At 72.0% G+C, this 22,685-nt stretch carries 24 protein-coding genes and 3 tRNA genes; 9 read left to right on the plus strand and 18 right to left on the minus strand.

Features of this window, described 5'->3' with window-relative positions:
• The first annotated feature begins 11 nt into the window (after positions 1-11).
• Entirely contained in the window at positions 12-1,250 is a 1,239-nt protein-coding gene (locus IMZ35_RS19585) for a sensor histidine kinase (RefSeq protein WP_199442554.1), read from the plus strand.
• The gene (locus tag IMZ35_RS19590; RefSeq protein WP_199442555.1) at positions 1,238-1,882 is read left to right on the plus strand and encodes a response regulator transcription factor; all 645 of its coding nucleotides are present in this window, start codon (positions 1,238-1,240) and stop codon (positions 1,880-1,882) included. Before IMZ35_RS19585 ends, IMZ35_RS19590 begins: the two co-directional genes overlap by 13 nt.
• On the opposite strand, the gene IMZ35_RS19595 is transcribed toward IMZ35_RS19590, so the two are convergent.
• From IMZ35_RS19595 to IMZ35_RS19625, 7 genes are all read right to left on the minus strand, one after another.
• A complete protein-coding gene (locus tag IMZ35_RS19595) occupies positions 1,864-2,943 on the minus strand; it encodes a DMT family transporter (RefSeq protein WP_199442556.1) in 1,080 nt (359 codons plus the stop codon). The genes IMZ35_RS19590 and IMZ35_RS19595 overlap by 19 nt on opposite strands.
• 362 nt (positions 2,944-3,305) lie before the next feature.
• Positions 3,306-3,500: a hypothetical protein gene (locus tag IMZ35_RS19600; protein ID WP_199442557.1), complete on the minus strand. Its 195-nt coding sequence runs from the start codon at positions 3,498-3,500 to the stop codon at positions 3,306-3,308.
• Positions 3,501-3,562: 62 nt separating this feature from the next.
• On the minus strand, positions 3,563-4,039 hold the full coding sequence (smpB, locus tag IMZ35_RS19605; protein ID WP_199442558.1) for an SsrA-binding protein SmpB: 477 nt from the start codon (positions 4,037-4,039) through the stop codon (positions 3,563-3,565).
• A 30-nt stretch (positions 4,040-4,069) separates the two neighbouring features.
• A complete protein-coding gene (gene ftsX / locus IMZ35_RS19610) occupies positions 4,070-4,972 on the minus strand; it encodes a permease-like cell division protein FtsX (protein WP_199442559.1) in 903 nt (300 codons plus the stop codon).
• A 45-nt stretch (positions 4,973-5,017) separates the two neighbouring features.
• Positions 5,018-5,707, minus strand: coding sequence for a cell division ATP-binding protein FtsE (gene ftsE, locus IMZ35_RS19615; protein WP_199442560.1), 690 nt, complete (start codon positions 5,705-5,707; stop codon positions 5,018-5,020).
• Positions 5,708-5,811: 104 nt separating this feature from the next.
• Entirely contained in the window at positions 5,812-6,918 is a 1,107-nt protein-coding gene (gene prfB / locus IMZ35_RS19620) for a peptide chain release factor 2 (RefSeq protein WP_199442561.1), read from the minus strand.
• 61 nt (positions 6,919-6,979) lie between these two features.
• Entirely contained in the window at positions 6,980-7,480 is a 501-nt protein-coding gene (locus IMZ35_RS19625; protein WP_199442562.1) for a helix-turn-helix transcriptional regulator, read from the minus strand.
• Positions 7,481-7,886: 406 nt separating this feature from the next.
• On the opposite strand from IMZ35_RS19625, the gene IMZ35_RS19630 reads away from it, so the two are divergent.
• Entirely contained in the window at positions 7,887-8,102 is a 216-nt protein-coding gene (locus IMZ35_RS19630; protein ID WP_199442563.1) for a hypothetical protein, read from the plus strand.
• A 49-nt stretch (positions 8,103-8,151) separates the two neighbouring features.
• On the opposite strand, the gene IMZ35_RS19635 is transcribed toward IMZ35_RS19630, so the two are convergent.
• The 4 genes from IMZ35_RS19635 to IMZ35_RS19650 all read right to left on the minus strand — a co-directional run bounded on the left by IMZ35_RS19635 (position 8,152) and on the right by IMZ35_RS19650 (position 11,976).
• Positions 8,152-8,225, minus strand: a tRNA-Met gene (locus IMZ35_RS19635).
• 114 nt (positions 8,226-8,339) lie between these two features.
• A tRNA-Met gene (locus IMZ35_RS19640) sits at positions 8,340-8,413 on the minus strand.
• A gap of 395 nt (positions 8,414-8,808) precedes the next feature.
• Positions 8,809-8,882 (minus strand) — tRNA-Met (locus tag IMZ35_RS19645).
• A 94-nt stretch (positions 8,883-8,976) separates the two neighbouring features.
• Complete coding sequence (locus IMZ35_RS19650) at positions 8,977-11,976, minus strand: UPF0182 family protein (RefSeq protein WP_199442564.1); 3,000 nt, start codon at positions 11,974-11,976, stop codon at positions 8,977-8,979.
• Between the two features lie 129 nt (positions 11,977-12,105).
• Here IMZ35_RS19650 and IMZ35_RS19655 point away from each other — a divergent pair, with 129 nt between their 5' ends.
• Together IMZ35_RS19655 and IMZ35_RS19660 are read left to right on the plus strand one after the other, a co-directional pair.
• Complete coding sequence (locus tag IMZ35_RS19655; protein ID WP_199442565.1) at positions 12,106-12,654, plus strand: PPA1309 family protein; 549 nt, start codon at positions 12,106-12,108, stop codon at positions 12,652-12,654.
• A 175-nt stretch (positions 12,655-12,829) separates the two neighbouring features.
• Positions 12,830-14,602, plus strand: coding sequence for a DUF8189 domain-containing protein (locus IMZ35_RS19660; protein ID WP_199442566.1), 1,773 nt, complete (start codon positions 12,830-12,832; stop codon positions 14,600-14,602).
• 57 nt (positions 14,603-14,659) lie between these two features.
• On the opposite strand, the gene IMZ35_RS19665 is transcribed toward IMZ35_RS19660, so the two are convergent.
• Positions 14,660-15,787, minus strand: a complete 1,128-nt coding sequence (locus tag IMZ35_RS19665) for a YlbL family protein (protein WP_307868418.1) — start codon at positions 15,785-15,787, stop codon at positions 14,660-14,662.
• A gap of 120 nt (positions 15,788-15,907) precedes the next feature.
• Between IMZ35_RS19665 and IMZ35_RS19670 the strand changes: the two genes are divergently transcribed.
• Positions 15,908-17,236, plus strand: coding sequence for a zinc-dependent metalloprotease (locus IMZ35_RS19670; RefSeq protein ID WP_199442567.1), 1,329 nt, complete (start codon positions 15,908-15,910; stop codon positions 17,234-17,236).
• A gap of 53 nt (positions 17,237-17,289) precedes the next feature.
• Here the strand turns inward: IMZ35_RS19670 and IMZ35_RS19675 are convergent, their stop codons facing one another.
• Positions 17,290-17,820, minus strand: coding sequence for a M48 metallopeptidase family protein (locus tag IMZ35_RS19675; protein WP_199442568.1), 531 nt, complete (start codon positions 17,818-17,820; stop codon positions 17,290-17,292).
• Positions 17,821-18,016: 196 nt separating this feature from the next.
• Between IMZ35_RS19675 and IMZ35_RS19680 the strand changes: the two genes are divergently transcribed.
• Genes IMZ35_RS19680 through IMZ35_RS19690 form a run of 3 tightly spaced genes read left to right on the plus strand, consistent with a single transcriptional unit; the run spans position 18,017 to position 20,597 of the window.
• Entirely contained in the window at positions 18,017-18,172 is a 156-nt protein-coding gene (locus IMZ35_RS19680; RefSeq protein ID WP_199442569.1) for a DUF5679 domain-containing protein, read from the plus strand.
• A gap of 14 nt (positions 18,173-18,186) precedes the next feature.
• Positions 18,187-19,281 carry a TOMM precursor leader peptide-binding protein gene (locus IMZ35_RS19685; protein ID WP_307868421.1) on the plus strand — a complete coding sequence of 365 codons (1,095 nt, stop codon included), beginning with the start codon at positions 18,187-18,189 and terminating at the stop codon, positions 19,279-19,281.
• Positions 19,278-20,597, plus strand: coding sequence for an ABC1 kinase family protein (locus IMZ35_RS19690; protein ID WP_199442570.1), 1,320 nt, complete (start codon positions 19,278-19,280; stop codon positions 20,595-20,597). The genes IMZ35_RS19685 and IMZ35_RS19690 overlap by 4 nt, the downstream gene beginning before the upstream one ends.
• Before the next feature lie 45 nt (positions 20,598-20,642).
• On the opposite strand, the gene IMZ35_RS19695 is transcribed toward IMZ35_RS19690, so the two are convergent.
• The 5 genes from IMZ35_RS19695 to IMZ35_RS19715 all read right to left on the minus strand — a co-directional run bounded on the left by IMZ35_RS19695 (position 20,643) and on the right by IMZ35_RS19715 (position 22,656).
• On the minus strand, positions 20,643-20,801 hold the full coding sequence (locus tag IMZ35_RS19695; RefSeq protein WP_199442571.1) for a hypothetical protein: 159 nt from the start codon (positions 20,799-20,801) through the stop codon (positions 20,643-20,645).
• Positions 20,798-21,673 (minus strand): methyltransferase, encoded by an 876-nt coding sequence (locus tag IMZ35_RS19700; protein ID WP_307868422.1) that lies wholly within the window; start codon positions 21,671-21,673, stop codon positions 20,798-20,800. The genes IMZ35_RS19695 and IMZ35_RS19700 overlap by 4 nt, the downstream gene beginning before the upstream one ends.
• Positions 21,674-21,752: 79 nt before the next feature.
• Entirely contained in the window at positions 21,753-21,977 is a 225-nt protein-coding gene (locus IMZ35_RS19705) for a hypothetical protein (protein ID WP_199442572.1), read from the minus strand.
• Positions 21,974-22,306: a WhiB family transcriptional regulator gene (locus IMZ35_RS19710; protein WP_199442573.1), complete on the minus strand. Its 333-nt coding sequence runs from the start codon at positions 22,304-22,306 to the stop codon at positions 21,974-21,976. The genes IMZ35_RS19705 and IMZ35_RS19710 overlap by 4 nt, the downstream gene beginning before the upstream one ends.
• 119 nt (positions 22,307-22,425) lie before the next feature.
• Positions 22,426-22,656: a hypothetical protein gene (locus tag IMZ35_RS19715; RefSeq protein ID WP_199442574.1), complete on the minus strand. Its 231-nt coding sequence runs from the start codon at positions 22,654-22,656 to the stop codon at positions 22,426-22,428.
• Between the last annotated feature and the right edge of the window lie 29 nt (positions 22,657-22,685).

The following is a 22,685-nucleotide window of genomic DNA, read 5'->3' on the forward strand; positions in this document are numbered from 1 at the left end:
GAGGTGGGGACATGACCACACGCACTCCGCACGTCGCAGCGACAGCGGGCTACCTGCTGCTGAACCTGGTGACGGGCATCTTCTGGTTCGTGCTGCTGGTGACGATGCTGGCGGTGAGCACGGGTCTGCTCGTGGTCTGGGTGGGCGTACCGCTGCTGGTCCTGACGCTGAGCACCGCGCGCGGCGCGGCCCACCTGGAGCGGGCGTGGGTGCGCGCGGCTCTGGGGGTGGACGTCCCGCCGCCGTACCGGCCGTCGCCGCGGGGCGGGGTGCTCGCGCGGGCGCGCGTGCTGGTGTCCGACCCGGCGACGTGGCGGGAGGTGGCGTACTTCCTGCTGCTCCTGCCGCTCGGTGTGGTCGAGTTCGCGCTGGTGGTGGCCATGATCTCCGGGACGGCCGGGCTGATCGCCCTGCCGGTGACGATCTACCACTACCCGTTCGACGTGCACGTCGCCGGTGGCCTGTACGTGATCGACGGCTTCTTCTCGGCGCTGCCGGTGACGGGGCTGGGGGTGCTGCTGGGCTACGGCACGCTGCACGTGCTGCGCTTCCTCGGCCGGACGCACGGAGCGCTGGCGTCGGCGCTGCTGGGACCGTCGCAGAACTCGGTGCTGGCGGCGGAGGCGGCCCGGCTGCACGCGAGCCGGGCGCGCGGTGTGGAGGCCGCCGAGGCGGAGCGGCGGCGCATCGAGCGGGACCTGCACGACGGCGCGCAGCAGCGCCTGGTGGCGGTGGCGATGGGCCTGGGCCGGGCGAGGACGAAGCTGGACTCGGAGCCGGAGGCCGCGCGGGAGCTGATCGCGGAGGCGCACGCGGACGCGAAGCTCGCGATCTCCGAACTGCGGGACCTGGCGCGGGGCATCTACCCGTCGGTGCTGGGCGACCGGGGGCTGGACGCGGCGCTGTCGTCGCTGGCGGCGAAGTGCCCGGTGCCGGTGGACCTGACGGTGGACGTGGAGCCGCGCCCGCCGACGGCGGTGGAGAGCGCGGCCTACTTCACGGTGGCGGAGGCGCTGACCAACGTCGGCAAGTACGCGAACGCGACCCGCGCGGAGGTGACCGTGCGCCGGGTGCCGACGGGTCTGCTGGTGGAGGTCGTGGACGACGGCAGGGGCGGCGCCGAGATCCGGCCGGGGGGTGGGCTCGCCGGGCTGGCGGACCGGGCTGCCACCATCGACGGCGTCGTGGTGGTGCTGAGCCCGGTGGGCGGGCCGACGGTGATCAGAGCGGAGCTGCCGTGCGCGTGGTGATGGCCGAGGACTCGGTGCTGCTGCGAGTGGGCGTGCAGCGCCTGCTGGCCGACGAGGGCATCGAGACGGTCGCGGCGGTCGAGGACGGCGACGCCCTGCTGGCCGCCGTGCGGGAGCACCGGCCCGACCTGGCGCTGGTGGACGTGCGGATGCCGCCGACGTTCACCGACGAGGGCCTGCGGGCGGCGATCGAGGCGCGCAAGCGCGTGCCGGGTCTGCCGGTGCTGGTGCTGTCGCAGTACGTGGAGGAGCGCTACGCGGTGGAGCTGCTCGCGGGCGGCGCCAGCGGTGTCGGGTACCTCCTCAAGGAGCGGGTGGCCGACGTCGCGGAGTTCGTGGACTCGCTGCGCCGCGTCGCGGCGGGCGGCACGAGCATCGACCACGAGGTCGTCACGCAGCTGATGGCGCGCAGCCGCCGCAAGCCGGTGGACTCGCTGACGCAGCGGGAGCGCGAGGTGCTGGGCCTCATGGCGCAGGGCATGTCCAACGGCGCGATCGGCGCGGCTCTGGTGGTGTCGGACGGCGCGGTGGAGAAGCACGTGGGCAACATCTTCGCGAAGCTGGGCCTGGAGCCGAGCTCGTCGGAGCACCGCCGGGTGCGGGCCGTCCTGACCTACCTCGACCTGGCGTAGGCGGCGGGCCACGCCTTCACGGGACGCAGGTTCTGCACGGTCGGGTCGTCGGCTCCCGCCGGCACGACCCTCAGGGTGATGGTCTGCGCCTCGGCCAGGGCGAGCGGCGCCCACGCCGGATCGTCGAGGTGTCCCGCGATGCGCCACGGCTCCGGGTTCGCGGCGGCGCGGCGCGCGGCTCGGGCGTCCCCGCCGACGACGACGGCGACCCCGACGAGCACGAGCAGCAGACCGGGCAGCGCGACGAGCGCGGGCACCTGACCCAGCCACACCAGCGCGACGACGGCGGCGACGGGTGCCTCCATCAGCAGGGCCACGCTCAGCGTCGTCGCGGACACCCGGCCGAGGACGAAGCTCATCGACGTCTGGCCGAGCAGCTGCGGCAGCAGCACGAGCCCGGCGATGGCGAACCAGGTGGGCGTGTCGAAGCCGACGAGCGGCAGACCACCGGCGAGGCACGCCACCAGCAGCCAGAACGTGCAGGTCGCGAAGCAGATCGTGGCGTAGGTGGTGGTGCCGGTTCCGGTGCGGGCCCGCTCCCCCAGCGCCGCGTACCCGGCCATGCCGATCGCGCCGACGACGGCGAGGAGGTCGCCGATGAGCGCCGTGCCCTCCACGCTGACGTCGGCCCCGGCCGCGGCGATCGAGCCGAGCACGGCGATGCCGGTCCCGAGCCAGGTCAGCGCGGGCAGCCGACGGCCCTGGCCGACGGCGATGAGGCCCTGCCACACGGGCTGGGTGGACACCAGGGCGGTGGCGGTGGCCACGGACGTGAGCTGCGCGCTGGGCATGAACGCCGCGAAGTGCAGCGCGAGGCACGACCCCGCGGCGAAGCACAGCAGCAGGTCGCGGCGCCGGCCGGAGCGGAACAGCGAGAACAGCTCGGCGCGGTCGGTCAGCAGCGCCACGGCCGTGATGACGACCAGCCCGATGGCGTTGCGCCAGAACGCCAGGACGAGCGCCGGTGCCGAGCCGAACGCCGCCAGCGGGGCGGTGGCGGAGAACGTGAGCACGACGAGGCACATGGCCCCGGTGGACACCAGGGCAGCGCGGGACGACACGGGGAGACCCTTCGACGCTGGACGAGCGGGGTTCGGCACATCACGGGGAGGACGACACGACGCGCACCGCGGAACTCCGGACGGCGGTGGGCTCTGAACAGCTCGGGTCGTGCGCAAGTGATCTTTCCCGTGCCGCGATCGGCGTGGCAAGCGCGCGGTGATCCGGGGGAAGAGTTGCCGGTACCGACGCACCGGGGCGCAACCTCGCCGCCGCCGCGGCGTCCGTGCGCGAGCCGACCGGACCGGGGTGTCGCGCGAGACGGCGCGCGGGACGGCGCGCGAAACAGCGCGGGGAGCGGTGCAGGGAGCGGTGCGGGGAGCGGTGCGGGGAACGGGCCGCCGAGGCGGTGGGCGCTCGCGGCTCAGCCGGTGATCGCGCGGACCTGCTCGGCGCAGGCGCGGGGGACGGCCGGGAAGTCGCTGCCGAGCGCCGCGCGGCCGCCCGCGGCGTCGCACCGGGGCGCCCCGGCGAACACGGCGGGCCCGGTGTGCGCGCCCGGCGCGAGCCCGTGTCCACAGTGGATCAGCACGGGCACGCCGCCGGCGTGCGGGCGCACCGGACCCGGAGTCCCCGGACCGGCGAGCCGGCCGGGGATGTCCGCGTCGGTGGCCGGACCGCTCAGTAGCGGCCCTTGAGAGCGCGGCCGTGCGCCTTGGCGATCTCGCGCGTGGCGTCGCGCTTCGCCAGGTCCTGGCGCTTGTCGTAGGACTTCTTGCCCTTCGCGAGCGCCAGCTCGACCTTGACGTAGCCGTCGGAGAAGTACATCTGGAGCGGGATCAGGCTGAGCCCGCTCTCCTTCGTCTTGCCGATCAGCCGTTCGATCTCGTTGCGGTGCAGCAGCAGCTTGCGCTTGCGCCGCACCTCGTGGTTCGTCCACGTCCCCGCCACGTACTCGGGGATGTGGAGCGCGTGCAGCCAGATCTCGCCGTCGTCCACCGAGGCGAACGCGTCCACGAGGGACGCGCGGCCCATGCGGAGGCTCTTCACCTCGGTGCCGACGAGCACGACTCCGGCTTCGTAGGTGTCGAGGACGGTGTAGTCGTGCCGAGCCTTGCGGTTCGACGCGATCACCTTCCTGCCGCGTTCCTTGACCATGACGGCGATTTTACGTGATCAGGCCACCCGTTAAAGGCGGACGTACAGGCGGAGCGTGACGTAGCCGGTGACCGCGGAGATCACGATCGCGGTGAGCAGCAGGTACGGGGAGATCAGCAGCACGTCGAGCTGCCCGAGCTGGGGCAGGATGCCCGACTGGATCGGGTCGCGCAGCACCCGGTCGAGGAAGAACGCCTTGCCGAGCATCAGCCCGACGACGGCGACCAGGGCGCCGATGACACCGGCGACGACCGCCTCGATGAGGAACGGCAGCTGCGTGTACCACCGCGTCGCGCCCACCAGGCGCATGATGCCGACCTCGGTCCTGCGGGTGAACGCGGAGACCTGGATCGTGTTGGAGATCAGCAGCAGGGCGGCGAACGCCTGCACGAGCGCGATGGCGAAGGCCGCGTTGCGGATGCCGTTGAGCACGTCGAACAGTCGCGACAGGAACTTGCCCTGGTCGTCGACGTTCTTCACGCCCGCCTTGCCGGTGAACGCCTGGACCACGACGTCCGACCGCTCCGGGTCCTCCAGCTTGACGCGGAAGGTCGCGGGGATCGCCTCCGGCCTGGCCAGCTTCACCAGTTCGGGCTGCGCCTCGAAGATCGCCTTGAAGCGCTCGAAGCCCTTCTCGCGGTTCTCGAAGACGACGGACTCGACGCCCGAGGTCTTCTCCAGGGCGCTGCGGAGACCGGCGCACGGCTGCTGCGAGCAGTCCTTGTCGTTCACGCTGACGTCGTTGGTCAGGTAGACCGCGACCTCCAGCTTGCCCGAGTAGTTGGTCTGCATCTTATCGATCATGGAGACGACGAGCAGACCACCACCGAGCAGGCCGAGCGAGATCGCCGTCGTGATGATCATCGCGATCGTCATCGTGACGTTTCTGCGGAGGCCGGTCACGACCTCGCTGAACACGAAGCTGGTACGCATCGGGGGCGGCGTTCCTTGGGTCGGGGGTGGGAGGGTGTCTCGGGGTCAGCGACCGACGCCGTAGACGCCCCGCGCGTCGTCGCGGACCACCCGGCCGAGGCTGAGCTCGACGACGCGGCGACGCATGGAGTCGACGATCGAGTGGTCGTGGGTGGCCATCACGACCGTCGTGCCGGTGCGGTTGATCCGCTCCAGCAGCAGCATGATGTCCTGGCTGGTGTCGGGGTCCAGGTTTCCGGTGGGCTCGTCGGCGATCAGCACGAGCGGGCGGTTCACGAACGCGCGGGCGATGGCCACGCGCTGCTGCTCACCACCGGACAACTCGTGCGGGAGCCGATCCGCCTTGCCCTCCAGACCGACGAGCTGGAGGACCTCGGGCACGACCTTGACGATGGTGTTGCGGGGCTTGCCGATGACCTCCAGCGCGAACGCCACGTTCTCCGCGACGGTCTTGTTGGAGAGCAGCCGGAAGTCCTGGAACACGCAGCCGATGGACTGACGCAGGCGGGGAACCCTGCGCCGGGACATCTTGGCCACGTCGAAGTTGGACACGTAGACGCGTCCCCTGCTCGGCACCTCCTCGCGCAGCAACAGCCGCAGGAAGGTCGATTTACCGGACCCCGAGGGTCCGATCAGGAACACGAACTCACCCTTGTCCATCTCGACCGAGACGTCGTCGAGCGCGGGGCGCGTGGAGGTCTTGTAGACCTTGGAAACGTGTTCGAGCCGAATCACGAGGCGCGAGTCTACTCATGGGTGCCGTAAAGCCCCCGTTGCACCTGTGAACGGGTGCTCCCGGCCCCCCTGCCCGCCTGGGAACACCCGCCGCGGTGGAGTTCTCAGTTGTCCATCGACTGCTGCTTGCGCCAGCGGATGCCCGCCTCCAGGAAGTCGTCGATGTCCCCGTCGAGCACGGCGCCGGGGTTGCCGACCTCGTGCTCGGTCCGCAGGTCCTTGACCATCTGGTACGGGTGCAGCACGTAGGAGCGCATCTGGTTGCCCCAGCTCGACCCGGTGTCCTTCAGGGCGTCCATCCGGGCCTGCTCCTCCTGGCGCTGGCGCTCCAGCAGCTTGGCCTGGAGGACGGCCATGGCGGTGGCCTTGTTCTGGAGCTGCGAGCGCTCGTTCTGGCAGGACACGACGATCCCGGTCGGGATGTGGGTCAGCCGGACCGCGGAGTCGGTGGTGTTGACGCCCTGGCCACCGGGACCGGACGAGCGGTACACGTCGACGCGCAGTTCCTTCTCGTCGATCTCGACGTGGTCGGTCTGCTCGACCACGGGCACGACCTCGACGCCCGCGAAGGACGTCTGGCGGCGGCCCTGGTTGTCGAACGGGGAGATGCGCACGAGGCGGTGCGTGCCCTGCTCGACGGACAGCGTGCCGTAGGCGTAGGGGGCGGTCACCCGGAACGTGGCGGACTTGATGCCCGCCTCCTCCGCGTAGGAGGTGTCGAACACGTCGACGCCGTAGCCGTGCCGCTCGGCCCAGCGGGAGTACATCCGCAGCAGCATCTCGGCGAAGTCGGCCGCGTCGACGCCACCGGCCTCCGCGCGCACGGTCACCAGCGCGTTGCGCTCGTCGTACTCACCGGACAGCAGCGTGCGGACCTCCAGCGAGGAGATCTCCTCGCGGAGCTTGGCTCGCTCGGCGTCGGCCTCGGCGGCGCTGCTCTCGTCGCCCTCGTCCTCGGCCAGCTCGTAGAGGATGGGGAGGTCGCCCAGGCGGTTGCGCAGCGACGTGACGCGCCGCAGTTCACCCTGCCGGTGGGCGAGCTGGCTGTTGACCTGCTGCGCCTGCTCCTGGTCGTCCCACAGGTCGGGCCGGGCTGCCTGCTCCTCCAGCTCGGCGACCTGAGCGCGCAGTGTGTCGAGGTCCATCACCGCCTCGATGCTGCCGAGGGTCGTGGAGAGGTCCTTGATGTCCGCTTCGACGTCCGGGTTCACGGCAGAAGATTACGCCAGCACCGGTCGCCGCGGGCGACCGGTGGGCGCGTGACGGGGCGGTTCAGCCGGTCGGGATGGCGTCCAGGAGCTTCAGAGCGGCCCTGGCGTGAGCCAGGCCGAACTCGGCCACCGCCTTCCCGTACGGATCGTCCGCGGCCTTCACGGCCGCCCTGGCCGCGTCCAGGTCGGCGCTGTAGGAGGCGCGCGCGGTGTCGAGGAGGGCGGCCCGCTGCTTGACCGTCAGGGAACCGGCGTGCACCAGGCGCAGGATGAGCGGACTGCGCAGGTGGTCTGGTCCGGGCTGCGAGAGCAACCAGGCCTTGAACGCCTTCTTGCCGGCAGCCGCGAGCACGTACTGCTGGCTGGAGCGCGGCCCCTGCTTGCCGAGGCGGAGCAAGCCCGCGTCGGCCAGGGCCGGAAGCTCGCGGTAGACCTGGCTGCGGGTGACGCTGAAGAACGCACCGAAGCGCTCCCCGGCCTCAGCCACGAGCTGGCCACCGGTCTTGGGTCCGTCGTGCAGCAGTCCCAACAGGGCCGCCGCTGTCGCATTCAGGTCTGACACACCGTCAAAGGTGCCACGACATCGCCGTCCTGTCCACAATGGTCAGCCGTTCTGTCCACTGTGGCTGATCACGGGCTAACGCGGTTGGGCCGTGCGGAGCAGCGGAAAGTGTCCATACGTCGCGCGGCGCCGATGTGGACCAACCGATCGGCCGCTTGACCCGCTGTGTCCACCCGAGGTGGAAAGTCCAAGCGCGGCAAGCAGTTTCGCCCGACGACGCACGTCGAACCTCACCCGATCGGACCTCTTTCGTGGCGCACCGCGTCCGAGCTGTGCGACCAGGCGGTGGGATGATCCCTCAACTCGGTGACGTACGGGTGACGGGACTGGCGAACACGCTCAGTGGTGCGACCATTGCGGGTGGTGGGCGGGCTGTGGGAGCCCGCGCCGTAGCCGGAGGTGCGACATGGGCATCAAGTGGATGGACTCGAAGGTCGGCCGCGGCGCGAAGGTCGTCAGGGGCGCGCGGGCCTGGGCGAGCGGGAGCATCCCGGACCAGACGGGCAAGGACGAGTGCATGGTCTGCGGCAAGCAGATCCGCCGCAACCGCACGGTGAGCGGAGGGGGCCGGGTCTGCTCCTCCATGACCTGCATCGAGTACTGGGTCGAGAACATGACCTGAGAACGAAGAAGGTCCCCGGAGCCACGGGCTCCGGGGACCTCTCACGCAGTAGCGGGGACAGGATTTGAACCTGCGACCTCTGGGTTATGAGCCCAGCGAGCTACCGAGCTGCTCCACCCCGCGTCGGTAGAACCAACAGTACACAAGACCCGCGAGAACACCAAATCGCCCCGCCGAAGCCGAAGGCGAGCAAAAAAGAAGTCCCGCCCGGACACCCGGACGGGACTTCTCACGCAGTAGCGGGGACAGGATTTGAACCTGCGACCTCTGGGTTATGAGCCCAGCGAGCTACCGAGCTGCTCCACCCCGCGTCGGTAAGCCCAACAGTACACACACCCCCACACAAAACCAAATCCCCCCAAGCCAAGCCAACAAGCAGCCCAAACACAAGCCAAGAAGCAAGCCGAAGGCGAGCCCGAACGCGAAGCCGAAGGCGAGCCCGAACGCGAAGCCGAAGGCGAGCCCGAACGCGAAGCCGAAGGCGAGCCCGAACGCGAAGCCGAAGGCGAGCCCGACCCGAACGCGAAGCCGAAGGCGAGCCCGAACGCGAAGCCGAAGGCGAGCCCGAACGCGAAGCCGAAGGCGAGCCCGAGAGGGGGTGCAGGGGGACGAAGACCCCCTGCCGGGGGTCTGGGGGGCTCGGCCCCCCAGGGCAATGCGAAAAAGTCCCGTCCTTCGAATGAAGGACAGGACTTTCCCAACTTTGTAGCGGGGACAGGATTTGAACCTGCGACCTCTGGGTTATGAGCCCAGCGAGCTACCGAGCTGCTCCACCCCGCGTCGGTAAGCAGAACTCTACGCGGGGGTTGCGCGGAAGTGCAAATCGGGTGGCCCGGACGTGTGCCGGGCCACCCGATGTTCGCGTTGCCGCAGGTCAGCCGGTCGGCGTCGGCGAGGGTGCGACGGAGGACTGCGACGCGGGCGGGGATGCCGCCATCGCCGCGTCGAACCTCTTGCCGGCGTCGTCGACCGCCTTGAAGGCGTCTCCGATGGCGGCGAAGTCACCGCTCTGCTGCGCCGTCCTCAGGGTGGCGATCGCGGCCTGGAGGTCGCGAGCCGCCTGCTGGAGGTCGGGGCTGGTGCCGTTGCCGTTGCCGGGCGCCTGGGTGCCCGGCGTGGTGCTCGTCGGCGGCGGCGTGGTGGCGGTGCCGTCGCCACTGGGGTCTGGCACCTGGGACGCGGCTCCGGAGAGCACCTGTTCCAGCGCCTCGCTCAGCGTGGGCGCGTACCCGACCGCGCCGCCGAAGCTCACGAGGACCTTGTAGAGCTGCGGGAACGAGGTGTTCTGGCTGGCCCGTTCGATGTAGACGGGTTCGACGTAGAGCAGGCCGCCGCCCACCGGGAGCGTGAGCAGGTTGCCGTACCTGACGGTCGTCTTCTGCTGGGTCAGCAGGTTCAGCTCGCTGGAGACGGCGCCGGAGGTCAGGAACTGCGTCTGGATCTGCTGCGGTCCCTTGGCCTCGTTGTTGAGCGTGAGGACGCTGATCTTGCCGTAGTTGTCCGGATCGGACCTGGCCGTCATGTAGGCGGCCGCGAACTCGCGGTTCTGCCGGACGAGCGTGCTGGTGAGCTGGAAGTCCACCGCGTTGGAGTCACCGGTCGGGTCACCGGCGAGCACGTAGTACGGCGGCTGCTGGTCGCGCGCGCCCCGAGCGGCGCTCTGCTGGAGCTGCTCGGTGGTGATGGCGTTGTCGACGGTCGGGTCGGACGGGACGCCCCAGAAGGCGACACCGGAGAAGAAGTCGCGCGGCTGGGTGACGTGGTAGCGGGCCAGCGTCTCGCGCTGGACCTTGAACAGGTCCTCCGGGTAGCGGAAGTGCTCCTGGAGCGACCGGGAGATGTCGCTCTTGGGCTGGACCGTGCCGGGGAAGACGTTCATCCACGTCTTGAGGACGGGGTCCTGCTCGTCCATCGCGTACAGGGTGACCGTGCCGTCGTAGGCGTCCACGGTGGCCTTGACGGAGTTGCGGATGTAGTTGATGTCGTCGTTGCGCTGGGCCGGCACGCCGGACAGCGAGTCGTTGGTGGCCTCGCCCAGCGCGGTGCGCTCCGCGTAGGGGTAGTTGTTCAGCGTCGTGTAGCCGTCGACGATCCAGGTGATCTTGCCGTCCACCACCGCGGGGTAGGGGTCGGTGTCCACGGTGAGCCACGGCGCGACGGCCTCGACGCGCTGGCGCGGGTCGCGCTTGAAGAGGATCTTCGAGTCCTCGCTGATGGCGGAGTTGAACAGGATGTTCCGCTCGCCGTAGTAGGACGCGAAGACGAGCTTGTTCAGCGCGCCGCCGATCCGCACACCGCCGGAGCCGTCGTAGGTGAACTGGGTGGTGTCGGTGTCGTACTCGTTGGGCGCGTCGGCGGGCCGCCCGCCGACGATGGCGTAGTCGGGTGCCTGGTTCAGCTCGCCGTAGTAGGTGCGGGGCTGCTGCACCTCGATGGCGCCCTGGGTGACCTCGCCGCGCTCGTTGAGCTGGCTGGCCTGGAACGCCGGGTAGCCGCCGGTGCCGCCGGAGTCGGCCGGGGAGCTGACCTTGTTGGCCTCGGCGTAGACGAAGCCGTTGCCGTGGGTGTAGATCAGGTGCCGGTTGATCCAGTCGCGCTGTCCCTCGGGCAGGCCGGCGGTGTTCAGCTCGCGCACCGCCACGATGTAGTCGCGGGGGGTGCCGCCGACCGTGTAGCGGTCCACGTCGAGCTTCTCCTGGAAGCCGTAGAACGGCCGGAGCTGCTGGTACTGGGTGAAGGTCTTGCCCAGCACGTTCGGGTCGAGGAGGCGGACGTTGCCGACCGTCGCCTTGTCGTCGCTCAGCTCCTGGAGGGAGACGTTCTCCTTGCCCTCGTACGGTTTTGTCTCGACCTTGTCGTCCGTGAGCGCGAACGCCTGCTTGGTGGCGGTGATGTTGCGCCTGATCGACTCGGCCTCCTTCTCGATCGCGTTGGGCTTGACCGAGAACTGCTCCAGCACGGCGGGCCAGGCGGCGCCGACGAGGACGCTGGACAGCACGAGGAGCACCGTCGCGATGGCCGGGAGCTGCATGTTGCGCAGGAACGCGCCCGCGAAGAACGCCACGGCGCAGAACACGGCGATGCACAGCAGGATCAGCTTGGCCGGCAGCACCGCGTTGAGGTCGGTGTAGGTGGCGCCGTCGAACTTGTCGTTCCGGTTCGAGAACAGCAGCGTGTACCGGTCGAAGAAGTACGCCACGGCCTTGAGCAGGATGAACGTTCCCGCGACGAGCGCGAGGTGCGTGCGGGCGGGGCCGGAGACCTGGCCGCCGCGGCCGGCGAGCCGGATGCCGCCGAACAGGTAGTGCGCCACCAGCGCGCCGAGGAACGACAGGGCGGTGGCGATGAACAGCCACGACAGCAGCCACGTGTAGAAGGGCAGCTGGAAGGCGTAGAACCCGATGTCGTGCTGGAACTGCGGGTCCGCGACGCCGAACGGCGTGGAGTTCAGGAAGAGCTGGAGCTGCTGCCAGTCGGCCTGCGCCGAAGCTCCGGCGACGAGGCCCACGAGCACCGGCAGGCCGATGCCGAACAGGCGCAGCCTGCGCACGACGACCGTGCGGTAGCGGGCGACCGGGTCGTCGGGGCCGGTCACGGGCACGAACACCGGCCGCGAGCGGTAGGCGAGGTACAGGTTCAGCGCGACCAGCCCGCCGACGAGCAGGCCCACTCCGGCGAAGAGGGCGAGCCTGGTCAGCAGCACGGTGCTGTAGACCGAGCGGAAGCCGACCTCGCCGAACCAGAGCCAGTTGACGTAGGTGTCGAGCAACCTGGAACCGGTGATCAGCCCGACCAGGAGCACCACACCGATGATGAGCAGTATCCGGCTTCGTCGGGACAGCTTGGGCAGTCCGACCGGGGGCCGTGTGGCCACGGGGCACGCTCCTGGATCGCGGTTCTGCGTAGTTTCTGCCTGTCCAACTCTACGGACGCCCCGTCCGGTTCCCCGATCGGTTGTCCGATTCGCCCCTGCCGACAGCGCGGGGCCGGTGCGGGTGGGAGCATGTCGCGCGTGTCAGCCAGTGAATCCCCGGACAAGCCCATCGCACTGCTGCCCGCCGTGGCCCGCGAGGTGGAGGAGTTCGTCTCCTCCGCCGGTTGGGACCAGGCTCCGCAGCTGTTCGCCCTCGTCCCGACCGCGGAGCTGCTCACCTCGCAGCCCGAGCTGGCGGGGCAGCTCGACCCGGCGTCGACGTGGACGCCCATCGCCCAGGACGAGCTTCCCGCCGACGACCTGGGCGAGGCGCTCGCCGGGATCGTCTGGCCGGACGTCGTCGGCGGCTGCGCCCTCGCTCAGGAGATCGTCGTGCTGCCGCCGGAGGCGGAGGACGAGATCCCCGACGACGAGCAGGACGACGAGGCCGCCCGCCGCTTCGCCGCCGAGCACCCGCAGCGCCGCGAGGCGCGTCTCGTGGCCGCGGTGCTGCGCGACGGCACCGTGGCGTGCGTGCTGCACCTGCGGGGCGACGCGGAGCGGCCGGACGAGATCGTGGAGCACCCCGAGCTCGCGCCCAACCTCACGGACGCGCTGCTGGAGACGTTCAAGCCGTAGCCGGTCGGACCGGGCCGCGCGGGCGGGCGCGCCGGTGCGCCCCGCCCGCGCTCGGCCCTGGACGAGACCTGGACGGAAGGCGCGCATCTCCCGTGTCCACCCCTCCGCCTCCTTAGCATTCGGACCAACGCGGTGCCGCCGCGGGTAGGTGTTCGGGTACGGGAGAGGGGCGGACATGACTGCTCCGATCGAACGGAACACGGCTGTCGTCGCGCACGAGGACGACGATCTGATCTTCATCAACCCCGACGTGCAGCTCGGCGTCCAACGGGGTGCGCCGACCAGGACGGTCTACGTGACCGCCGGTGAGTTCAACGGCAACGGCACGACGCGCGAGCTGTACGCGGCGCAGCGCCGGGCGGGCGTGTGCGCCGCCTACGCCTCGATGGCGGGTGTCGCGGACCGGTGGACCCGCACCAGCCGCACCTTCGCGGGGAGGGCGGTGGAGGTCGACGTGCTCGTCGGTGCCCCGCACGTGGAGCTGGTGTTCCTCGGCCTGCCGGACGGCGGGGACTCGTTGCAGCTCGACGCGCTGACGAGGCTGTGGGACGACGCTCAGGAGACGGCGCACACCATCGTCTACCCCGGCTCGCCGGTGCAGCAGTCCCTCGTCTACACGGGCGCCGGGCTGACGGCCGTGCTGGTCGCGCTGCTGGCGGACTCCGCCCCGACCGCGGTGTTCGCGCAGGACCCGGAGCCGGACCCGAGGGACGCGCCCGACCACGCGGACCACGTGGCCTGCGCGAGGTTCGCGCGGGCGGCGTTCGAGATCCACGCCACCGGCACCGGGACCCGGCCGCTGCTGGTCGAGCACCGCGGCTACGGCACGCAGGGCTGGGCGCAGAACCTGTCGCAGCAGGCCGTCAGCACCAAGAGCGCCGTCTACGGGGTCTACGCCGCGCAGGACAGCGGGGCGGGCAGCTCGCCGCTGGTGTGGCTGCGCAGCCAGTACTGGCGGTGGCCGGCGGGCACGGCGTGGGCGGGCAAGGACGGTGGCGGGCGGACGCACGTGTTCTCCGCGCAGGGCGGCGCGGTGCGCCACTGGAGGCAGCAGACCGCGGGCGGGGCCTTCACCGGGCCGGTGTCCATCGGCGGCGGCCCGGTCGCGCCGTCGCTGGCCGTCGGGTCGAACCAGGACGGGCGCGTCGAGGTGTTCGCGGTCGACCTGGAGACGCACGACGTCGTGACGAGCTACCAGACGTCGGTCGGCGGGGGCTTCTCCGCCTGGGAGAGCCTCGGCAACCCCAACGGCGAGAGCGGTCAGCACACCGGCGCGCCCGCGGTGGGCAAGAACGCCGACGGCCGCTTGCAGGTGTTCGTGAAGAACTCCGGCGGCGGGGTGTCGACGGCCTACCAGACGGAGGTCAACGCCGGTTTCTCCGGCTGGGAGGACTTCGGCGGCGGTCCCGACGTGCGGGGCACTCCGGTGTGCGTGCGGCGGCCCGACGGGCGGCTGGCCCTGTTCGCCGCCACCCGGACGGGTGTCCTGCGGTGGTGGCAGGCCACCCCGAGCCAGGGGTGGGGGCCGGTCGCCTCGCTGGTCGGGGACGCGGTGACCAGTTCGCCCACCGCCGCCCTGAACGCCGACGGGCGGCTGGAGGTGTTCTGGCGCGGCGAGTTCGGCGACGTCCGGACGGTGTACGAGTTCAGCGTCGGCGGGAGCTGGTCCGGCCCGCCTACCGGCCTGGGCTCGCCGGGAGGCGTCGGCGAGGTGGCGGCGCTGCGGGCGTCCGGGGCGCAGAACCGGATCTTCCTGGCGGCGCGCGACGCGACGGGCGGGGTGTCGTTCACCCGGCAGGTCGCCCCGAACGACGGGTTCGGGTCGTGGAGCGGGCTCGTCGGGACCACGCCGGTGTCACCGGCGCTGGTGACCAACTCCGCCGGTCAGCCGATCGCCCTGCGCATCGGCACGGACGGCAGGCTGCTCGTCTCGCCCCCGCTGCCCTGACGACCGCGCTGCCCTGACGACCGCGCCGAGCCGGTGGCCCGATCCGGGCCACCGGTCTCAGCAGCCGGGCACGTCCCCGCCGGACGTGAGCGCCTCCAGCGCCTGCACGGCGCCGGTCAGGTTCTCGACCCTGATCAGGCGCAGCCCCTCGGGGGTCTGCTGCTTCGCCTCGGTGCAGTTCGCGGCGGGCACGAGGAAGGTGGTGGCGCCGCCCTCGCGGGCGGCCGTCATCTTGAACTGGATGCCGCCGATGGGGCCGACCTGGCCCCGGTCGTCGATCTCGCCGGTGCCGGCGATCGACTGGCCGCCGTTCAGCTCGCCGGGGGTGAGCTTGTCGACGATCGACAGGGCGAACATCAGTCCGGCCGACGGCCCGCCCACGTCGGCGAGGCTGATCGTGACCTCGAACGGGACGTCCGCGCGGTCGGCCGGCAGGATGCCGATGAAGCCGTTCTCGCGGCCCTCGCTGCTGCCCAGGACGACCGAGGTGGTCCTGGGCTCCTCGGTGCCGCGCTCGAAGGTCACGTCGGCCCGGTCGCCCGGCCTCGTCTCGGCGAGGGCGGTGCGCACGTCGTCGGCGGAGGCGATCTGCCTGCCGTTGACCGCGACCACCCGGTCGTCGGGCGAGAGCACGCCCTCGGCCGGGCTGTCCTCCGTCACCTCGGCGACGACGACCTTCTTGGGGTAGCCGAGGTAGCTCAGGGCCGAGACCTCCGCGCTGGACTGCGAGTCCTGGAACGCCCGGACGTTCTCCTGCTCGACCTGCTCCTCGGACTCCCCCGGCTTGAAGTACTCCTCGCGGGGGGCGAGCGCGTAGCGGCCGGACAGCCACAGGCCGAGCGCCCCGAACAGCGACACGTCGTCGGTGAGCGACACCGTCGTCATGGTCAGCGCGCCCCCCGTGGGGAAGGTCTCCTCGCCGTCGACGCGCACCACGTCGGTGCCCTCGACCTGGCCGAGGGTGTCGTAGGTGGGGCCGGGGCCGAGCGCGATGTAGGGCACCCTGGCGAATCCGCCGAGCAGCCCGAGCGCGGTCACGAGGACGAAGCTGGTCACCAGCGTCCAGGTCCGCCTGGTCAGCCCGCGCGACCTCGGGGGCGGCACCGGCGCGGAGGCGCCGGCGAAGTGCTGCTCCGCGCTCTCGTCGGTGCCGGTGCCGCTGCTGCCCTCGCTGCGCTCGCTCACGATCGCACAGGGTACGACCCTCCCCGTCCGACCGGCGTGAGCCACCGCCCGCCGGGGCGGGTCTCACGCCGTCGGCGAACCGGACCCGCCTCGGCTCGCCGGTCCGCGTACCGTGGAGCCATGAGCAACACGCCCTTCGGGTTCGGTCTGCCCGACCCGGACGACAGCGGCCGCAAGCCCTCGGACCAGGGCGGTCAGCAGGGCGGCCCCTTCGACTTCAACCAGCTCGGCTCCATGCTGAGCCAGCTCGGCGCGATGCTGAGCAGCCAGGGCACGTCCAGCGGTCCGGTCAACTACGACCTCGCCAAGCAGATCGCGCTCCAGCAGCTGTCCGCGAAGACCACGACGACGGGGTTCGCCCCCGATCAGGACAAGACCGTCGCGGACGCGGTGCACCTCGCGGAGATGTGGCTGGACCCGGTGACGTCGCTGCCCACGGGCACGCGGGTGTCGCAGGGCTGGACGGCGCGGGACTGGGTGGAGCGCACGCTGCCGACGTGGCAGCGGCTGTGCGACCCGGTGGCGCAGCGGGTGTCCGGCGCGTGGGTCGAGGCGATGCCCGCCGAGGCCAAGGAGGCCGCGGGCCCCCTGCTGTCCATGCTGGGTCAGATGGGCGGGATGGCCTTCGGGTCGCAGCTCGGCGGCGCGCTCGCGCAGCTGGGCTCCGAGGTGCTGACCTCCACCGAGGTCGGTCTGCCGCTCGGTCCCGAGGGCACGGCGGCGCTGCTGCCCGCGAACATCGAGAAGTTCACCGAGGGCCTGGAGCGCCCGGCCAGCGAGGTCGTGGTGTTCCTCGCGGCGCGCGAGGCGGCCCACCAGCGGCTGTTCACGCACGTGCCGTGGCTGCGGCAGCGGCTGCTCGACACCGTCGAGGAGTTCGCCGGGGGCATCAAGGTCGACACCTCGGCGCTGGAGCAGCTCGCCGGTCAGATCGACCCGGCGAACCCGGCCAGCATCGAGGAGGCCATGAGCTCCGGGATGCTGGAGCCGCAGACCACCCCGGAGCAGAAGGCCGCGCTGACCAGGCTGGAGACGCTGCTCGCGCTGGTCGAGGGCTGGGTCGACGTCGTGGTGAACGAGGCCGTGGGCGAGCGGCTGCCCGGTGCCGCAGCGCTGCGCGAGACGCTGCGCCGCCGCCGGGCGAGCGGTGGCCCGGCCGAGCAGACGTTCGCCACGCTCGTGGGCCTGGAGCTGCGGCCGCGCCGCCTGCGGTCGGCCTCCGCGCTGTGGAAGCTCGTCGGCGACCAGCACGGCACCGCGATCCGCGACAGCGTGTGGGACCACCCGGACCTGGTGCCCGGCTCCGACGACCTGGACGACCCGCTGGAGTTCTCCGAGCGGCTGGGACGCACCCGTGCCGCGCTGGAGGACCCGATGGCGGAGCTGGAGCGCACGCTGCGAGACGACGCTCCGAAGGACGACGACGAGGGCTCCGACGGCCCGCGCTGACGTCTCGCGAGAGGACGGGAGGGGGAGGAGGCCGCGTGCCTCCTCCCCCTCTCTCACACGTCCTCGGTGATCCCCAGGCCCGCCGCCGCGGCCAGCCCCTCCAGGTAGCCCATCGCCCGCTCGGTCTTCGGGTAGCGGTGCACCAGCTCCCAGAAGTCGGCGCCGTGCCCCGGCACCCTCAGGTGGGCCAGCTCGTGCACGAGCACGTAGTCCAGCACCCACGACGGCACGTCGCGCAGCCGCGCGCTGACGCGGATCGTGCCCTCGGCCGGCGTGCAGGAGGCCCAGCGGGTCCGCATGGGAGGCACCCAGCGCACGCTCGTCGGCGTGGCCCGGTCGTCGAGGTAGCGCGTGCTCAGCTCGCCGCAGCGCGCCAGCAGCGCCTCGTCGGAGGTCCGGGCGGGTGATCGGCGGCGCGTCTCGCTGCGCTGGAGCCTGCTGAGCATCTCCTTCACCCAGTGCTCCTCCTCCACCCGGCTCATCCGGGCCGGGAGCAGGACGACGACGGTGTCCCCCTCGCGGTAGGCGCTGACCATGCGACGGCGCCGGGCGCTGCGACGCACCTCCACCTGCGGTTCGGCCATGCCTGCCACGTTAGGCGCAGACACCGACGCCCGGTGGCCTCCCGGCGTGGTGCGACGCAGATCTCCCCTCCGCCACGTTGCTCCGTTCGGCGGCTGGACACGCACGTCGTCACATGCAAGCGACAGCACCACTCCGGCGGTAGCGTGCCCGGTGTCGTCAAGTGCACCCGCACTCATCTACCGCGAGGGAGGGGCCGTGGCCGAGAGCTACAACGGCTACTGCGTGAAGTGTCGCGAGAAGCGCGACTTCGAGGGCGAGGTCCACGAGACCAACGGGCGCCGGATGGCGAAGGGCAAGTGTCCGGTGTGCGGGACGACCGTCACGCGCATCCTCGGCAAGGCGGACGCCTGACGGGGCGGGAGGCGGTGCGGTCCGCGGCACCGGAGGCGGACCGCACCGCCCCCGCTCCCGGCGCTCTGCCCGTCCGACCGCGCGTCCTGCCCGGCCTGGCCGTGCTGCTGCGCGGACCGGGCGAGGTCCAGCTCGGCACCGACCCGCGGCACGCCGTGGTCGTCGAGGGCCTGTCCAGCGCGTGCACCGCGGAGCTGCTCGACCTCGGCGGCGAGCACACCGTCGCCGAGCTGGGCGACCGGATGCGGCGGCGCGGCGGGGACGCGGCGGAGCTCGTCGGGGTGCTGGGGCAGCTCGTGCGGGCCGGGCTGGTCGACGAGCCGGGGACCGGACCGGCCGGGCTCGCGCCGGACACGACCGCGTGGCGCCTGCGCACCGGTCGCACCGCCGCACGGGTCGTGCGGACCAGGGACGACGCGGCCGTGCTCGTGCGCGGTGGGGGCAGGCTCGCGACGGCCGTCGCCTCGCTGCTCGCGGCGTCGGGCGTCGGCCGGGTGCGCGTCGCCGCCTCCGGCCCGGTCGCGCCGGAGGACACCGGCTGCGGTCTCACCCTCTCCGACGTGGGCCGCCCCCGCCGCGACGCGGCGGCCGAGGCGCTGCGCCGGGCGTCCGAGCGGGTCAGGCAGTCGCCGGTGACGCCGGACCTGGTGGTGCTCGCCGACGCGCCGGTGCCCGACCCGCGGGTGGTCGCCGAGCTGATGAGCACGGGCGTGCCCCACCTGGCGGTGCGCGTGCGCGAGGGCGTGGGCGTCGTGGGGCCGCTCGTGGTGCCCGGCCTGACCAGCTGTCTGCGCTGCGCGGACCTGCACCGCACCGACCTGGACCCGCGCTGGCCCGCCGTGGCCGCGCAGCTCGCCGAGCGTCCGCCGAGCGCGGACGTCGTCGCCGCCACCGGCACCGCGGCGCTGGCGGTGGCCCAGGTCCTGCTGGCGCTGGACTGCGCCGGGACCGCGCCCCCCGCCGCGGACACCACCCTGGAGCTGGACCCGCTGCGGGGTGTCGTCGATCACCGCTCGTGGTCGCGGCACCCCGCGTGCGACTGCGGCGCACCGGGCGCACCTAGTATGAAGGGGACCGCGGACGACGGGCGGGGGAGAACGACCGAGTGAGTGACATCCCGCGCAACGCAGTGCAGCGCACGGCGAAACTGGCCAGCCTTCCTCTGGGCGTGGCGGGCCGTGTGGTCGGCGGCTGGGGCAAGCGCCTCGCCGGGCACACCACCGACGAGATCAACGCCGAGTTCTCCGCCAGGACCGCCGAGCAGCTCTTCGCGGTGCTGGGGCAGCTCAAGGGCGGGGCGATGAAGTTCGGCCAGGCCCTGAGCGTGTTCGAGGCCGCCGTGCCCGAGGAGTACGCCGCCCCGTACCGCGAGGCGCTGACGAAGCTCCAGACCGCCGCTCCCCCGATGCCGGTGCGCACCGTGCACCGCGTGCTGGCCGAGCAGCTCGGCACGGCCTGGACGAAGAGGTTCGTGGAGTTCGACGACACCCCGGCGGCGTCGGCGAGCATCGGGCAGGTGCACCGGGCGATCTGGCACGACGGCAGCGAGGTCGCCGTCAAGGTCCAGTACCCCGGAGCCGACGAGGCGTTGCAGGCCGACCTGCGCCAGCTGCTGCGGTTCAGCCGCCTGTTCCAGGCGATCATCCCCGGCGCCGAGGTCAGGCCGCTGCTGGAGGAGCTGCGCGACCGGATGGTCGAGGAGCTGGACTACCGCACCGAGGCCGACAACCAGCGCGCGTTCGCGAAGGCGTTCGACGGCGACGAGCAGGTGCTCGTGCCCGGTGTCGTCGCCAGCGCTCCCAAGGTCATGATCACCCGCTGGGTCGACGGCGTGCCGCTGTCGGCGATCATCCGCGAGGGCACGCCGGAGCAGCGCGACCGGGCGGGGACACTGCTGTCGGAGTTCCACTTCTCCGCGCCCGCCCGCTCCGGCCTGCTGCACGCCGACCCGCACCCCGGCAACTTCATGCTCGGCGACGACGGCCGTCTGCGGGTGATCGACTTCGGCGCCGTGGCGAGGCTCCCGGAGGGGCTGCCGCGCACGCTCGGCCGGATGATCGCGCTCGCCCTCCAGGAGCGGTCGGCCGACCTGCTGGACCTGCTGCGCGACGAGCACTTCGTGCGGCCGGGCACGGAACTGCTGGCCGAGGACGTGCTGGCCTACCTCTCGCCGTTCGTGGAACCGCTGGCGACCGAGGAGTTCCACTTCACCCGCTCCTGGTTGCAGAGCCAGGCGGAGCGGGTGGGCGACCTGCGCAGCCCGGACTCCCGGACGGGCCGCTCGCTGAACCTGCCCCCGCAGTACCTGCTGATCCACCGGGTCACGCTCGGCGCGACGGGCATCCTGTGCCAGCTCGACGCGCACGTCCCCGCCCTGAGCATCGTCAGCCGCTGGCAGCCGGGCTTCGACGACGTGGACGACTGAGGCCGGTCCGCGCCCGGTGCGGACGGCACCGGGCGCGGACCGTGCTCACCAGTGCTCGTCGGGCAGCTTGCTCTCGATGTCGCGGACGTGCGCACGCGCGCAGTCCGGGCACAGCCAGCGGCTCCGGCCGCCGTCGCGCTCGTTGACCCAGGTCAGCACCTCGGACTCGGAGGTGCTCGCGCGCCCGCAGCGGAAGCAGGTCACGCCTGGCTCCTGCGTCCGAGGGCGACCGTGCGGGCCTGCAGGACGAACACGTCGTCACGCGCGCCGAGCCAGGCGTCGTCGTCGGGGTCGAGCAGGCGGCGGACCGCGGCGCGGTCGGAGGTGTGCAGCTGATCACCCGCCACGCCGACGTGGAAGCCGAGCCACTCCAGGGCCGCGGCGCGGACGGCCGGTGTCGGCGGGCCCTGGTGCTCGACCAGGTAGCTGAACGCCGTCACGTCGGTCAGCCCCGCCTCGGCCAGCACGACGTTCCACCCGACGGGCAGCCGGACCGAGCCGGGCACGTCCTGGCGCATCCGCGCGAACCACTCGCGGCGGGCCGCGATCAGCCGGTCCTGGAGACCGGGCTCCCCCACGCCGAGGTCCCAGGGCAGGTGCTTGCTGTCCAGGCCGCCCTCCTCCAGCGCCAGCCAGCCACCCGGCGCCAGGGCTCCGACCAGGCGTGTCACCGCGTCGCCCTGGTCGGGCAGGTGGTGCACGACGCGAGCCGCCCACACCAGGTGCGCCGACGGGACGAGGCTTGCGAGGTCGGCGTCGGCCAGGTCGGCGAGCACCGGGCGGACGTGGACCCGCCCTCCGGCCGCCGCCCGCGCGGCGGCGGTCGCGGCGTCGAGGAGTTCGGGCACGGCGTCGACGAGGACGAGCGTGCCACCGCCCCGCGCGCCCAGCGCCCCGGCCAGTGCGGCGCTCATCCCTCCCGATCCCGAACCGGCGTCCACCACCGTCGGCGAGTCGGGCAGCGGGCGGGCGAGCCGACCGGCGACGACGCGCAGCGCCTCCTCGTCCAGCGCGTCCGCGCGCTTCATGTCCTCCAGTCGGGCCGACCAGTCGATTCCGTCACGGGTGTGTGCCACACCACGAACCGTACCCAGCCGGGGCACCGTCCTCCTCCCGCGGCGACGGGAGGAGGACGGTGTCGGGGCGTCGAGACCGTCAGAGCGCGCGGCTGACCGCCGCGGCCCTCTTCGCGGCCCAACCGGACAGTCGCCGCCACCTGCGGGCGGAGACCAGCCGGCGGGCCAGTCGTTGGGCCTCGGCGAAGCTCTCCGCATCGCGCATTCGGTCACGGGCGAGGTTTTCTTCGAGCAACATCGGGTTCAGTCCCCTCGGTTCGCCGTCGGGCGTCGGGATGTTCCAGGTGTTCGGCTGGGTGATCACGCGGCCGCCTCCTGATCGGCGACGGCGGTCCGGACGACGGGCGCGGCGTCCTTGCGCGGGCGACCGCGAGGACGCTTGCGGGCGATGACCGCCCCGCGCTCGAAGATCTCCCCACCCCAGACGCCCCACGGCTCGTGGCGCGCCAGTGCTCCGGCGAGGCACTCGGCGACGACGGGGCAGGTGGCGCAGAACGCCTTGGCCTGCTCCAGGTCGGCGGGCGCGTCGGCGAACCACAGGTCGGGGTTGTTGGTGCGGCACGGCAGAGCCAGTTCCGCGTCTGCGAGTTCCGGCAACGCCTCGCTGGTGAGCGGGGCGGTAGCGGTCAACATCAGGTGTCTCCTGTCGAAGTACTTCAACGGGGTTTTCGACGTGCAAAAACACGAAGGCCGCGGATCCCGTGAGCGGGGTCCGCGGCCTTCGTGAGCCAGGTTGTGCACCTGACCTGGAACTAGGTCGTCAGATGCATCAGCTCTTGCGCGGACGGCGCAATCGAGTTGTCGTCGGCAGTGCGCGGCGTGATCACCGGCTGCTGGACGTAGACGCCACCGCGCAGAACGGTGGCCGGGGCCTCGTGACGACCGCGGGCAGACTTCTCCCAGGCCGTCGGGGCGGCTGCGGACGCGACAACGCCCCCGGACACGACGACGCCGGGCGCGCACATCAGAAGCTGAGTGTTCACACCGGCCACCTCCTCAGAGGGCTCGTCGC

Source organism: Umezawaea beigongshangensis (genome assembly GCF_016464305.1).
GTDB classification, from domain to species: Bacteria; Actinomycetota; Actinomycetes; order Mycobacteriales; family Pseudonocardiaceae; genus Umezawaea_A; species Umezawaea_A beigongshangensis.

What these genes read in the sequence shown, in the direction of transcription:
- IMZ35_RS19585 (WP_199442554.1), top strand. Translation starts at nt 12, where the DNA reads ATGACCACACGCACTCCGCACGTCGCAGCGACAGCGGGCTACCTGCTG.
- smpB (WP_199442558.1), bottom strand. Translation starts at nt 4,039, where the DNA reads ATGGTCAAGGAACGCGGCAGGAAGGTGATCGCGTCGAACCGCAAGGCT.
- ftsX (WP_199442559.1), bottom strand. Translation starts at nt 4,972, where the DNA reads ATGCGTACCAGCTTCGTGTTCAGCGAGGTCGTGACCGGCCTCCGCAGA.
- IMZ35_RS19630 (WP_199442563.1), top strand. Translation starts at nt 7,887, where the DNA reads ATGGGCATCAAGTGGATGGACTCGAAGGTCGGCCGCGGCGCGAAGGTC.
- IMZ35_RS19655 (WP_199442565.1), top strand. Translation starts at nt 12,106, where the DNA reads ATGTCGCGCGTGTCAGCCAGTGAATCCCCGGACAAGCCCATCGCACTG.
- IMZ35_RS19660 (WP_199442566.1), top strand. Translation starts at nt 12,830, where the DNA reads ATGACTGCTCCGATCGAACGGAACACGGCTGTCGTCGCGCACGAGGAC.
- IMZ35_RS19670 (WP_199442567.1), top strand. Translation starts at nt 15,908, where the DNA reads ATGAGCAACACGCCCTTCGGGTTCGGTCTGCCCGACCCGGACGACAGC.
- IMZ35_RS19675 (WP_199442568.1), bottom strand. Translation starts at nt 17,820, where the DNA reads ATGGCCGAACCGCAGGTGGAGGTGCGTCGCAGCGCCCGGCGCCGTCGC.
- IMZ35_RS19710 (WP_199442573.1), bottom strand. Translation starts at nt 22,306, where the DNA reads ATGTTGACCGCTACCGCCCCGCTCACCAGCGAGGCGTTGCCGGAACTC.